12 protein-coding genes are annotated in these 12,334 nt (G+C 63.8%); 3 read left to right on the top strand and 9 right to left on the bottom strand.

What is annotated here, in order from left to right; genetic code table 11:
- Nucleotides 1–81: 81 nt before the first annotated feature.
- Nucleotides 82–624: a cysteine hydrolase family protein gene (locus RTI28_RS25925; RefSeq protein ID WP_316923158.1), complete on the bottom strand. Its 543-nt coding sequence runs from the start codon at nt 622–624 to the stop codon at nt 82–84.
- Nucleotides 617–1,066 (bottom strand): NUDIX hydrolase, encoded by a 450-nt coding sequence (locus RTI28_RS25920; RefSeq protein WP_316923130.1) that lies wholly within the window; start codon nt 1,064–1,066, stop codon nt 617–619. The genes RTI28_RS25925 and RTI28_RS25920 overlap by 8 nt, the downstream gene beginning before the upstream one ends.
- Before the next feature lie 241 nt (nt 1,067–1,307).
- Here RTI28_RS25920 and RTI28_RS25915 point away from each other — a divergent pair, with 241 nt between their 5' ends.
- Nucleotides 1,308–1,577 carry a hypothetical protein gene (locus RTI28_RS25915; protein WP_316923129.1) on the top strand — a complete coding sequence of 90 codons (270 nt, stop codon included), beginning with the start codon at nt 1,308–1,310 and terminating at the stop codon, nt 1,575–1,577.
- Between the two features lie 216 nt (nt 1,578–1,793).
- Nucleotides 1,794–2,540, top strand: coding sequence for a sulfite exporter TauE/SafE family protein (locus tag RTI28_RS25910; RefSeq protein ID WP_316923128.1), 747 nt, complete (start codon nt 1,794–1,796; stop codon nt 2,538–2,540).
- A gap of 8 nt (nt 2,541–2,548) precedes the next feature.
- On the opposite strand, the gene RTI28_RS25905 is transcribed toward RTI28_RS25910, so the two are convergent.
- The 7 genes from RTI28_RS25905 to RTI28_RS25875 all read right to left on the bottom strand — a co-directional run bounded on the left by RTI28_RS25905 (nt 2,549) and on the right by RTI28_RS25875 (nt 10,858).
- A complete protein-coding gene (locus RTI28_RS25905) occupies nt 2,549–3,250 on the bottom strand; it encodes a YafY family protein (RefSeq protein WP_316923127.1) in 702 nt (233 codons plus the stop codon).
- A gap of 144 nt (nt 3,251–3,394) precedes the next feature.
- Nucleotides 3,395–4,249: a TIGR03915 family putative DNA repair protein gene (locus tag RTI28_RS25900; RefSeq protein ID WP_316923126.1), complete on the bottom strand. Its 855-nt coding sequence runs from the start codon at nt 4,247–4,249 to the stop codon at nt 3,395–3,397.
- Nucleotides 4,240–5,460, bottom strand: a complete 1,221-nt coding sequence (locus tag RTI28_RS25895; RefSeq protein WP_316923125.1) for a putative DNA modification/repair radical SAM protein — start codon at nt 5,458–5,460, stop codon at nt 4,240–4,242. Before RTI28_RS25895 ends, RTI28_RS25900 begins: the two co-directional genes overlap by 10 nt.
- Before the next feature lie 171 nt (nt 5,461–5,631).
- A complete protein-coding gene (locus RTI28_RS25890) occupies nt 5,632–7,584 on the bottom strand; it encodes a DUF262 domain-containing HNH endonuclease family protein (RefSeq protein WP_316923124.1) in 1,953 nt (650 codons plus the stop codon).
- A complete protein-coding gene (locus tag RTI28_RS25885; RefSeq protein WP_316923123.1) occupies nt 7,581–9,053 on the bottom strand; it encodes a DUF262 domain-containing protein in 1,473 nt (490 codons plus the stop codon). Before RTI28_RS25885 ends, RTI28_RS25890 begins: the two co-directional genes overlap by 4 nt.
- A 157-nt stretch (nt 9,054–9,210) precedes the next feature.
- Nucleotides 9,211–10,398, bottom strand: a complete 1,188-nt coding sequence (locus RTI28_RS25880) for an NnrS family protein (protein WP_316923122.1) — start codon at nt 10,396–10,398, stop codon at nt 9,211–9,213.
- A gap of 16 nt (nt 10,399–10,414) precedes the next feature.
- Nucleotides 10,415–10,858, bottom strand: a complete 444-nt coding sequence (locus RTI28_RS25875) for a hypothetical protein (RefSeq protein ID WP_316923121.1) — start codon at nt 10,856–10,858, stop codon at nt 10,415–10,417.
- Nucleotides 10,859–11,235: 377 nt separating this feature from the next.
- Between RTI28_RS25875 and RTI28_RS25870 the strand changes: the two genes are divergently transcribed.
- A complete protein-coding gene (locus tag RTI28_RS25870; protein WP_316923120.1) occupies nt 11,236–12,333 on the top strand; it encodes a carboxynorspermidine decarboxylase in 1,098 nt (365 codons plus the stop codon).
- The last annotated feature ends 1 nt before the right edge of the window (nt 12,334 follow it).

The following is a 12,334-nucleotide window of genomic DNA, read 5'->3' as shown; positions in this document are numbered from 1 at the left end:
GAGCGTGGCTTGCCCGCGAAACGGGCGCGCAGCGGCCGCAAACCGGGACCGCTTTGCGGTCCTTCGCAGGCGAGCCAGCTCCTACACATCCCGAGTGTCCACCACCCGCGCATAATCCAGCGCCAGGTTGTCCAGCGACATAGCATGCACCTCCTCCGCCGCCCAACGCCGGCCACCCCGCCCGAGCAGATCGAAGGTGTAGCAGGCATCCGCCACCACCACGACCTCGAACCCCAGGTTGCCGCCGGTGCGCGCCGTGGCCTCCACCGAATTGTTGGTCGCCACCCCGCACACCACCAGTTGGCGGATCCCGCGCACATGCAGCCAGCGCTCCAGACCCGAGGCGACGAAGGCATCCGGCACGTTCTTCTCGAACACCTGCTCATCCCCCAGCGGCGCCAGCGCCTCCTGGAACTCGCACCCCACCTGCCCCGGGCGAAACACCGAATCCGCCGCACGCGAGATATGCCGCACATGCACCACCGGTCGCCGCGACACCCGCCAGGCTCGCAGCAAGGCTTCGACCTGCTGCTCCGCGCCGGGATTGTTGCGCCGGACACCCGCGGGGTTGGCGATGCCTTTCTGCATATCGATGATCAGCGGTGCGGCGTTGTCCTCAAGCATCACGGGCACGCTCCAGCATCTCCAGCAACTGCTGCGGATACACCGTCTCGGTGGTACTGCGCAGTTCCTCGACCGACCACCAGCGATGCGCCGCCATCACCTTCATCTCGTGCGCGGTCCAGCCGTCGCGGCTGAGCTGTTGCGAAGTGGCCCGCACGCTGTAGTACAGCTCCATCGAAATGACGTCCTCGCCACTGGGCAGGCGCATGACGAAGCGCCGCTCGCCCACCGGTTCACCCACGTCGGCGACCTCGATACCGGTCTCCTCGCGCAACTCGCGAATCGCCGCCTCGCGAAAGCTCTCGCCCTCCTCCAGGCCACCGCCGGGCGTGGCCCAGTGCGAGCGCCCCGCCAGCGCATCGTCGGTGTGCACGAAGTGGAACAGCAGCACCCGCTGCTCGGGGTCGACGATCAAGAGCCGGGCTGATTTCCGTTCACGCATGACAGCAGGGTCCTTGTGGGCAGCAGCGATGTTCGATTGGCGCGCGATGATGCCAGAGGCGACGGGCAACCGACACCCAGCACGCCCCTGGCAACAGGCTGTCTTGCACACGAAATGCCCCCGACCGGTCCTTTAGCGCCCTTGGTCCGATCGTTCAAAAATGCTTTGAGCATCGCCTCCCGCCTGCGACGTCGAAACTGAACACAGACCAAGCTGTGTCAACCGCATCGAGGACAAGATCATGGCTGGCAATCAAGACAACCAAGGTGGCAAACAAGGTGGCATGACGTCGGGTACGCCTGGCGGAACCGGTAGCGACAAGGACAAGGCCTGGGAAAAAGGTCGCCAGGGTGGCCAGACTTCCGGCAGCGAGCAACGTCACGGCACCGACCGCACCGCCGAGGGCGGTCAGCGTGGCAAGGATATGTCGGGCGACAACAAACCCGACCGTTCGACCGATATGGATCAACCGGGTCGCCAGGGTGGCGGCAAGGACGAGCAGAAACGCTGACCGGCACTGAGCTGTAGCGCAATCGAGGCCGCGCGAACCTTCGGGTTCGTGCGGCCTTGTCATTCAGGCTCGGGCGATGCCCGGCCAATACCCGTTGCAGAGGACAACGGGATGATTCGTCATATCGACATGCCCCGTTGGAATTTCTCCCATCGTCTTTCATCCACTCATAATGGCGCCCGCGCTGGCACCTGACGGATGACAAGGAGGGTAACGATGGATTCGATGTATCTGGTGGTGGCCCTGGGTGCCGCGGTCGCGGGGTTCGTGCAGGGGCTGTCCGGCTTCGCCTTCGGCCTGGTGGCCATGTCGTTCTGGGCCTGGGTCCTCGATCCCAGGCTGGCCGCAACCCTGGCGGTGTTCGGTGCCCTGCTCGGCCAGTTGGTCGCGGCCCTCTCGGTGCGCCGTGGTTTCGACTTCAGGCAACTGGCGCCCTTCATCCTCGGCGGCCTGCTCGGTATCCCGCTGGGCGTGGCCCTGCTGCCGCAACTGAACATGGACTGCTTCAAGGCCATTCTCGGCACCCTGCTGGTGGTCTGGTGCCCGATCATGCTGATGGCCAGGCGCCTGCCGGTGATTGCCTTCGGCGGTCGGGTAGCCAATGGCGGCGTCGGCTTCGCTGGCGGCATCATGAGCGGCCTGGGCGGTTTCACCGGCACCCTGCCGACCCTGTGGTGCACCCTGCGCGGCTATGAGCGCGATGCCCAGCGCTCGATCATCCAGAACTTCAACCTGTCGATGCTGCTGGTGACCATGGCCACCTACCTCGGCTCGGGCATCGTCACCCGCGACATGTGGCCGATGTTCGCCGTCGTCGCCCCGGCCATGCTGATTCCGAGCTTTCTCGGCACCCGTCTGTACTTCGGCATCAGCGATGCCCGTTTCCGCCAGATCGTGCTCGGCCTGCTGACCGCTTCGGGGGTCGCCCTGCTGGTGTCCTCGCTGCCCAGACTGCTGGCGTGATCCGCAGGTCATCCTGCCAGCGTGTTATCGGTACGCCCGTGGCTCGATTGATGACGCATGTAGGTGCGCAGGGCAATCTGCGGGCTGTCGTGCCAGGGTGCTTCGCTGGTGATGATCGAAGCGATGCGGTCGACGCGAAAATCGCGATAGGCCGCGCGGGTACTGCACCAACTGCCGACGGTCCACTTGCCGCCCCAGTAGAACAGGCCGATGGGCTGGATCAGGCGGTGCGACACAGTGCCGTCCAGGCTGGTGTAGGTGATCTGCAGCACGCGCTTGTGCTCGATGGCCTGGCGCAGGGTGCTGAGGTGCCCGCGGGTCGTGGCATCGATGCTGCCCGGGGCACGAACCGGGCTTTGCCGCGGCTCGATGCGTTGCTCCGGCGCTGTGGCCGAGACCTTGCTCAGCAGGGTCCGCGCGGCGCCGGCGAGTTGCGGGTCGGCGCTGCCGGCGAGCATTTCCATGCCCAGGGTCAGCGCATCCACCTCGATGCGGCTCAGGCGCAGCGGCGGCATCTCGAACGCGGCGTCGAGGGCGTAGCCGACCCCAGTGGTGCCATACACCGGGACACCGCTCAGGGACAGGTCGTCGATATAGCGATAGATCGAGCGCACCGACACGCCGAGGCGCTCGGCGAGGCGCTCGGCGGTGATCGGCTGGTGCACGCGGATGAGGTTGACCAGCTGGAACAGGCGATCGGCTTTGTGCATGGGAAACTACCTCGTGAATATCGTCTCGTAGGAGCGCGGCTTGTCGGGACGCCGAACCGCCGCGAAGGACCACAGCACGGTCCCCGGAACGGGGTTGTCCGGAATTGGGACCGCTATGCGGTCCTTCGCGGGCAAGCCACGCTCCTACGGAACTGGTGGCGACGCTGGATATCGGATTTTCTTGCCACCCTGCTCCGCCACCTCCTGCGCCTGCCCGTCACGCTGCTTGCCCTGGCGCGCCAGGCCCACCAGCCGCGGGATCAACGGCCCTTCCGGAAGATGCCGCCAGAACCGCCCGGGCATATGAAGGCGCAAGGCGTCGGGATTGACCCGGGCCGGGTTGAAGGTGTGGCGGTAATAGGTCAGCCACAGATCGGCATCGGGGTCGTCCGCCTCCCGCGCCCACTGCCGCCACGTCTCGGGACACTGGCGGCGGTAATCGAACTGCGCGCCGTCATAGCGGATGCCATCGCGCGAGGTCGCGATCAGCCAGCGCTGGCGCCCCAGGCGTTCGGCGAAATGGCCGCTGGCGCTTTCGAGGATGTCGTGGGCCGGTTCGTGAAAGGCCACCAGATCCAGCTGCAGGCGCTCGGCGAGCAGCGTCGGCAATGGCACGAAACGCACGAAGGCATGCAGGTGATGGGCCTCGCGGGTGACCTGTCTGATCCGCCGCTGCAGCTCGCTACCCAGGCGGTCGCCGGCGAGCATGGCGGTACGGTCGCCATGGGCCACGCGCCAGAGCACTTCGTAGAGCAGGTTCCAGCGCTGTTCACCGCGATAGCGGGCAGCCAGCTGCAACTGCTCCAGCAGTTGCCCCGGCACCCGCGCCCTGAACGGGCCGGGCCCTTGCGGCAGTGCATCGGGCAGGGCCAGCAGGTCCTGGATCGGACCCTGGCCCCAGTTCACCTCGGCCGGGTCGATACCATGCCCGAGCAGTACCCGCGCCTGGTCGCGCCAGGTGGCGAAGGTGTCGTCGCAGTCGAGGGCGATCATCCCCACAACCCCATCTGCAGCGGTGCCTGCGGCTCACGCAGACGAGCGCGGAGCAGACCGCTGCGCATCTCCCCCAGCACCGGACGATAGTCGCTGGTGACGATGAACGGCCGCGCCTTGTCCAGCACGCAGCGCAGCTGGATCAGGTCGTCGTAGCGCACCCGCCGTTCGCGGCGCAGCGCCACCAGACGCTGCACGCTGCGCAGGCCGATGCCCGGCACCCGCGCCAGCAGGGCCGGCTCGGCGCGGTTGACATCGACCGGAAAGACCTCGCGATGGGACAGCGCCCAGGCCAGCTTGGGATCGATATCCAGGGCCAGGTTGTTCGCCTCGCTGAGCAGTTCGCCAGCCTTGTAGCCATAGCCGCGCATGAGGAAATCGGCCTGGTACAGGCGGTGCTCGCGCAACAGCGGTGGCGCCGCCAGCGGCACGCTGTCGGGGCTGTCCGGGATCGGGCTGAACGCCGAGTAGTACACGCGCTTGAGGCCATAGCCCTGATACAGCGACTCGGCATTGCGCAGGATGGTGCGGTCGTCCGAGGCATCGGCACCGACGATCATCTGCGTGCTCTGCCCCGCCGGGGTGAAGCGCGGCGCCCGCGCCTCGCCGGCCACCGCCTGCTGGCCCCGGTGGATGGTGCCCATGGCCTGGCGGATGCTGCTTACCTGCTTTTCCGGGGCCAGGCGCCTGAGGCTGGCATCGCTGGGCAGCTCGATATTGACGCTGAGGCGATCCGCCAGGCGCCCGGCTTCCTCGATCAGCAACGGATCGGCGTCGGGGATGGTCTTGAGGTGGATGTAGCCACGAAAGCCGTGCTCCTCGCGCAGCAGCCGGGCGACCCGCACCAGTTGCTCCATGGTGTAGTCCGCCGAGCGGATGATCCCGGAACTGAGGAACAGCCCGCTGATGCAGTTGCGCCGATAGAAATCCAGGGTCAGGCGCACCACTTCCTCGGGGCTGAAGCGCGCCCGCGGGACATTGCTGGAGCGGCGGTTGACGCAGTACTGGCAGTCGTACAGGCAGAAGTTGGTCAGCAGCACCTTGAGCAGCGACACGCAGCGGCCATCCGGGGTGTAGCTGTGGCAGATGCCCATGCCATTGGTCGCGCCAAGCCCGTCGCGGCCCTTCGAGCTGCGCTTGGGGGCACCACTGCTGGCGCACGAGGCGTCGTACTTGGCGGCGTCGGCGAGGATGCCGAGCTTGGCGATGAGTTGCATGGGGAAGGCTTCCCGAATACTGAATATCCATACAGTATTTCGAGATTGGCGCGGATGCAAGGACCAGTGATCGACCATTGCTCGGCGATGAGCCCTGACGGCTCTGTCGAGACAGGCTCATCAGCGGATTGCCGAGCGACATGGTCAGTCCCGTCGGTTTGACGGCGGCCTTCAGCCCCCCGTCGTGGCGTAGTGATTTCGGATCAGATCGAGCATCCTGGCCTGGTGCCGGGCGATGTCGGGCACATCCCAGTTCATGTCGGCCTTGCCGCTGAAAATGTGCGCGAGCTTGAGAGAGTCGTAGCGCGGCTTGCCCTTGAAGTCCTCGCGCTTCTTGCCGACTCGCTGGTTGCTGTACGAAGAGTTTTCACTGGGGCTGAGCAACACCAGATTGCCAAAACTGTCGAGGTGCTCCTTGGCCAGTTCGACACCGAACTCTTCACGTTGCGGGTGAACGTGCTCTATCGAGTTCTTCGAAGTGATCCGGTAGGTCGCAAGCTTTGCAGCATCATATGTGCCGAAGCGGTCTCGCTCACGCCACAGGATGTATTCCAGCTTCTGGAACCAGTAATGTTCGAAGCGAGTGCCGCCAGGCTTGTTCAAGTCGGCTATCACACTGTCGATGCCGCGCATGGCAAGGGTATCGCCACTCAGCAGTTTGAAGCTGGCCTCCTTCTGACTTTCTTGCGCCAGGGACAGTTGATTGTCGATACGCTCAAGCAACTTCAGAACCTGTGCCTGGGTCCTGGCCTTGCCGGCGACCAGAGCACCAAGAAAGGGAGTCAACCAATATTGCGCGCTTCGCTCGCCGGTGAAATTGCGCACACTCTGAAGCTGGCTCAGGTCACTGCTTTCCAGCCGGGTGCGCACCAGGCGCCAGCCATCATCCAGCTTGCTTCTGTTGACATTGGTCAGGCGCAGATTCGCAACCGTGCTGTCAGCCTCTGCAAGCCATTTCACCACCCAGAGGTCGAACTGATAACGCACCGTCCACAGGCATTCGATAAAGGCCTTGGCTTGCTTCTCGGTAACCTGATCGATGAAATCGGCAAAGTAGTCATTGAGCCGGCTTTCATGCAGACGCACCTCGACATCGCTCTGCTGTTGCTGATGCAGAAAGATGCGCTGAGCGTGCATCAGCAACAGAGCAAAGCTGATGATCGGGCGACAGTTCTGCCTGGGCTCCTGGACAACTTCAGATGATTGCGCATCCAGCTCCGGGGATTTCGCCAACTGGGCAATCGTCAGCGCCGCTGAATCCTTGCCAGTACTGCGCGCCAGGGGAAAGGTCGCGGTGCAGTGTTCGGCCAGGTCATTCTGTCCAAGACGCTTCCAGTCAGCAGTCGGGAATACCTTGCGCACATTGCGCTCGAAAAAGTCGCTCATGTTTTCGCAGGCCTGCCAGATCGCGTCGTAGCGCTGCTTCTGCGTTCCGATCGCAGCCAGCAGCCGCGCCTTGAGGATGTCGCTGTGCTCGAGCTGAACACCGCTGTTGTTCATGGTCGAGAACAGTCGATTCAGGTCCATGCCCGCGGGCATGATGTTGTTCACCCAGCGAACATTCGAATGGATGAACCCGGCGACTTCGGCCAGGTAAGCCTTGTTTCGCTCGCGACGCACCTGCGCCAGGTGATCGGAAAGTGCCTTTCGCGCCGCAACAATATGCTTGATGTAGGCGTCATCGATCTCCGAGGTGACTGTTCGCTCTTCCCCCTCAAGCCCCGCCCATGCGGCGAACTGCCGCTGCACTTCATCACGAATGGCGAAGGTCAGTCGTGGCTGCTTGTTCCAGACGATGAAGTTTGCCAATTCAGTGTCTGGTGCTACCTCGGCAAGTGCGAGTGCCAGCAACATCAGGCTGGTCATGCGTTGCTGGCCATCGATGACTTCGTAAACGGTGTTGCCCCCTGTCGAATCGCGAGGTGCAACGACGGAAGTCAGGATGGTCCCGATGTAGTAATGCGGCTGAGCGGCGTCGCAGGCCTGCATGATCTGGTCCAGCAACTCGACAACGTCCTCACTTGGCCAGACGTAGGGTCGCTGGTAGCTGGGAATGACCAGGGTGATTTCGGCAGCGCACAGCAGTGCAGGCGTCTGCACATAGGAAAGTACACGTTCGTTCATTTCCCACCTGCGGGGCTGACAGCATTGTTATGGAGTTTGCGCCGGATCGCCTGCTTGAGCTCACTGTCAAAATCGGACGGCAATGCTTCACCGGCGGTTAGTGGACTCATTGAAAAATACGTCTGCACCGCACACACGAACCTGTACTTCACGCTATTGGCATCCAGCCTCCTGGAAGCGACATAACTGAAGTCCTGCAACGTCTCGATCAACTCCGCGTGGGTGTAGCTGGAGACGATCCAGTCCAGCACAGGATTGTGCTCGGCGAAACTTTGCGCCGTGCTCTCACGCACAGCTTTTTCATTGGTCAGCCGTGGCGAGAAAATCACCCTGAACAGCCAGTACGCGGTCTCCAGCAATCCGCCTCGACCGAACTGGCTGACGTACAACAACACCGCGCAATCAAACAGCTTGCGCAGGAATTCGCTGCCATTGGCCTGCACCACCAGGTTGTCGTAGAACTCATGAAAAGGGGCTAGACCCGGTTCATCACGCCGAACAAGCAATGCACGGCGCAACGAATGGAAGTAGTCGACGTAGTGAATGGCATTGGTGCCCGCATTGAGCGGCTGACGCATGGCGTATCCGCTGTCGATCTGCAGACATTGGCCTTGCTCCCTGTGGCAGACCCGGGCAGTCCGATAGGCAATGTCCTGTCCCTGTCCAGTACGCTCGGCCAGTTCCGCGACGATCTCTTCACGTATGCGTTGCAGTTGGCGATGACTGGCAAGACTGCGCCACTTGAGCCGTTGCCAATGGCGCGCCTTCATCAGGGCATCCACTGTCCCGTCCAGGCTTCCCCAGGCCTCCCAGCGACGCGCTTGATTGTCCTGTTCCTGCTGCGGCACTCCCCGTAGATGATAGGCCTTCAAAATCGCCGGACCGTCGAGCCGGACCCCGCCGGTATTCTGGGTTTCGAAGAATCGATAAGCATCATCCTCACTGCGGGTAACCACCAGGGTGATGTTCACCTTTGCAAAATCCACCGCCGGCAACGGCTGTTGCTCGAGCCAGCGCAGATTGTGCAGAGCGCATGCCTGGGACTCTGGAGAGGTCAGTTCGATGCCTCTGGCAAGATCACGCTGGTTCAGCACAAATGCCAGCAACGCCAGGCTTACCAGGCGCTGCTGGCCATCGATGATGCTGAGGATGTCGGAGCGCATGTGCGGCGGGCGTGACTGATGGAGAATGATGCTGCCCAGGTAGAAATCGTGCGTTGCAGACACTGCGTCGGCAGACGGCGAGAAATACTCACTGAGGTCGCGGAGCAGGCGTTGCAGGTGTTTGACCTGCCAGCGATAGGGACGCTGGTATTCGGGAATGATCAGGCGCCCCCTGATCGGACTCCCATCACTGCCAAGGATCGGCTTTGCGCCAAGCAAGGTAGCGACATCAACGCTGGCAACGACGATATCAGGCGTCACCAGACCGCTCGGCATCTGCCCCTGGTGCGTGAGGGACTGGGTCATAGGCAGAATTCTTCCGTGAACAGTAAGGCATAAAGGAGGGGGTAGACCAGCATGCTGGCCATGATGGCATATGGACACCCCGGCAGCCAGGTACTGTCCTGCACAATGATCCCGGCACAGCGCGAAGAATGGCGACTGGCCGCACTGCGTCGTCGATCTAGCCGGGATGCCCGTCCACCCTCGCCCGCACCAGCATCGGCGCGTAGCCGCGGATGAACAGTCCGAACGCCAGGGTCCAGCACAGCGTCGCCAGCCCCAGACCGACTTGGGTATGCAGCGGCACCAGCAGCACCCGGGCGAGCCCGGCCAGGTTGAGCAGGACGAAGGCCAGGGTCATACCCTTGGGCGGCTGCAGCGGGCGTCCGGTATGGCCGAGGCTGACCCGGGCGATCATCGCCAGGATCAGCCCGGCCATGCCGCCCACCGTCAGGCAGTGCACGGCCAGGCTCGGGTTCAGCGCCACACCGAAATGCCACAGCGCCATGCCCGCGCAGGCCACCACCAGCCAGGCATAGGCCAGGTGCAGCGACCACAGCAGCGGTACCCGCCACAGGCCGCGATCCTGCCAGCGCAGCAGGCGGACGCCATGCCCGAGCGCCAGCGCGGCGAACAGCCCGCCAACCGGCGCATGAGGCAGCAGCGCCGGGCCCGTGGCGTACAACACCGCGACCAGCGCCGCACCGCCCAGCAGCAGCCAGTCCAGCCACGCCCAGGGCTGCACCGCCGTCGCCCGGCCCAGTCCGCGCTGGGTGAAGAACGGAATCACCCGGCCGCCGATCAGGCCCATCATCGCCGCCACCAGCCACAACCCGCCGAGCACACCCTGGCGTTGCCAGCCATCGTTGCCCTGGACCACGCCGGCCAGGGCGATGCCATCTACCAGGGTCAGTAACAGCAGCAGCGCCACCAGCGGGTAGTTGCGCTGCTGGCGGACCTTCCACAAGGTGCGGCCCATGATCGCCGCCAGCAGCAGCGGAAAACCCAGTTCCAGCAGCACCAGCAACGGCCAGGGTGCCGCCCCCAGCCAGGCCAGGCGCCCCGCCAGCCAGAGCAGGGCCAGGGCCGCCAGGCGCTTGCCGCTGAGGCCCGGCTGGCCGGTCCAGGTCTGTACCGCGGTCAACAGAAAGCCGGCGACGATCGCCAGGCCAAAGCCGAACAGCAGTTCATGCCGGTGCCAGGCCAGCCAGCCGCCGGCGGGCGTCCATTGCAGCTTGCCGCCCAGGGCCACCAGCCACAGCGGCAGCACCAGCAGCGCAAGCAGGCTGCCGCCGAGGAAGAACGGGCGAAACGCCAGGCGCCACAGCGGCGCGATCGCCATGGCTTTCTTGCGGTCGATCACTTGCATGGCGGGCTCCCCCGGTTCACCAGCTCAGATAGAACATGCCCTTGGCCAGCAGCACGATCAACAACAGATGAGTAAAGACGCTGGCGTGGATGAAGCGCACCGCCGCCGCCGTCATGCGCCCGCTGCGAAACAGCCACAACGCCGTGACGAAGTGCCCGAGCACGCTGATCGCGACCAGGATCTTCAGACCGAGCAAGGTGCCGAACGGCGAGTCCAGCGGTGCCGCCAGTTGCGCCAGGTAGCGTTCGCGGACCATGCCCGCCCCGGCCCCGAACAGCACCAGCAGCACCCAGGGCATCAGCCGGCGGGCACGCTGGCCGATGGCGTGCTCGAGCATCATCATCAGCCGGTCCGGCAGTTGCTGGCGGATCCCGCCGATGAACAGCACTTCGAAAAATACCGTGCCGATGAACACGATGGCGGCGAACAGATGCAGGGTCAGCAGAACGGGATAGATCATGTCGGGGCCTCATTGTGCCCGGCAGACTAGCGCGCTCGCGGCCGGCGTGGCTTGACGCTCGTCAAGCCGGTGGAACTCGGTGCGCCGAGGCGACCTGGATCAATGACCGGCTAGTCACTTGGCGGTAATGCGCTGCTATTAATATCGGTCTCGTTGCCTGCGGGATCTGCTTTGCCTTTCGGGCCCCATCTTCCCGGCGGTCCACCCAATCCAGCCCAGCTCGCGTAACATTTTTGCAACCCGACACCCGGCCAAACGCCAGCACGGCAGGCAGCCGGCTCATTGACAGCGCAAAAAGCGCATCCCGCCCTTTCGATATGTATCGAGTACGGGCACAATGCGGCTCTTTTTTTGGCTGGCCTACCTGGAGCCTCGAAGTGATCAAGACCCCGTACTACCTCATCGACAAGCAAAAGCTGCTGGGCAACCTGGAAAAGATCGCCTACGTGCGCGAGAAATCCGGTGCCAAGGCCCTGCTGGCACTCAAGTGCTTCGCCACCTGGTCGGTGTTCGACCTGATGCAGCAGTACATGGACGGCACCACTTCGTCCTCGCTCTACGAGCTCAAGCTCGGTCGCCAGAAGTTCGCCGGCGAGACCCACGCCTACAGCGTGGCCTGGGCCGACGACGAGATCGAGGAGATGCTCGCCAACTGCGACAAGATCATCTTCAACTCCATCGGCCAGCTGCAGCGCTTCGCCGAGCAGTCCGAAGGCAAGGTCCGCGGTCTGCGGGTCAACCCGCAGGTGAGCAGCTCCGACTACCTGCTGGCCGACCCGGCGCGTCCGTTCAGCCGCCTCGGTGAATGGGACCCGGTCAAGGTCGAAGGCGTGATCGAGCAGATCTCCGGCTTCATGTTCCACAACAACTGCGAGAACGGCGACTTCGGCCTGTTCGACAAGATGCTCGGCACCATCGAGGAACGCTTCGGCCACCTGCTGCACAAGGTCGAATGGGTCAGCCTCGGCGGCGGCATCCACTTCACCGGCGACGGCTATGCCCTGGACGCCTTCTGCGAACGCCTCAAGTCGTTCGCCGAAACCTACGGCGTGCAGGTCTACCTGGAGCCGGGCGAAGCGGCGATCACCAACAGCGCCTCGCTGGAAGTCACCGTCCTCGACACCCTGTTCAATGGCAAGCACCTTGCCGTGGTCGACAGCTCGATCGAAGCGCACATGCTCGACCTGCTGATCTACCGCCTCAACGCCAAGATGGCCCCCAACGACGGCGAGCACACCTACATGGTCTGCGGCAAGTCGTGCCTGGCCGGCGACATCTTCGGCGAGTACCCATTCGATCGTCCGCTGGCCATCGGCGATCGGCTGTCGTTCGTCGACGCCGCGGGTTACACCATGGTCAAGAAAAACTGGTTCAACGGCCTGAAAATGCCGTCCATCGTAGTGAAACAACTCGACGGTAGCGTCGAGCTGGTTCGTGAGTTCGGTTTCGAAGACTACCTGTCCAGCCTTTCCTGAG

This window comes from Pseudomonas sp. zfem002 (assembly GCF_032621685.1).
Lineage (GTDB): Bacteria > Pseudomonadota > Gammaproteobacteria > Pseudomonadales > Pseudomonadaceae > Aquipseudomonas > Aquipseudomonas japonica.
The sequence above is the reverse complement of the archived record's forward strand: the minus strand, read 5'-3'. Positions and strand labels throughout refer to the sequence as shown.

Coding starts and splice junctions, on each gene's coding strand:
- RTI28_RS25925 (WP_316923158.1), bottom strand. CDS start 624: ATGCTTGAGGACAACGCCGCACCGCTGATCATCGATATGCAGAAAGGC.
- RTI28_RS25920 (WP_316923130.1), bottom strand. CDS start 1,066: ATGCGTGAACGGAAATCAGCCCGGCTCTTGATCGTCGACCCCGAGCAG.
- RTI28_RS25915 (WP_316923129.1), top strand. CDS start 1,308: ATGGCTGGCAATCAAGACAACCAAGGTGGCAAACAAGGTGGCATGACG.
- RTI28_RS25910 (WP_316923128.1), top strand. CDS start 1,794: ATGGATTCGATGTATCTGGTGGTGGCCCTGGGTGCCGCGGTCGCGGGG.
- RTI28_RS25905 (WP_316923127.1), bottom strand. CDS start 3,250: ATGCACAAAGCCGATCGCCTGTTCCAGCTGGTCAACCTCATCCGCGTG.
- RTI28_RS25895 (WP_316923125.1), bottom strand. CDS start 5,460: ATGCAACTCATCGCCAAGCTCGGCATCCTCGCCGACGCCGCCAAGTAC.
- RTI28_RS25890 (WP_316923124.1), bottom strand. CDS start 7,584: ATGAACGAACGTGTACTTTCCTATGTGCAGACGCCTGCACTGCTGTGC.
- RTI28_RS25885 (WP_316923123.1), bottom strand. CDS start 9,053: ATGACCCAGTCCCTCACGCACCAGGGGCAGATGCCGAGCGGTCTGGTG.
- RTI28_RS25880 (WP_316923122.1), bottom strand. CDS start 10,398: ATGCAAGTGATCGACCGCAAGAAAGCCATGGCGATCGCGCCGCTGTGG.
- RTI28_RS25875 (WP_316923121.1), bottom strand. CDS start 10,858: ATGATCTATCCCGTTCTGCTGACCCTGCATCTGTTCGCCGCCATCGTG.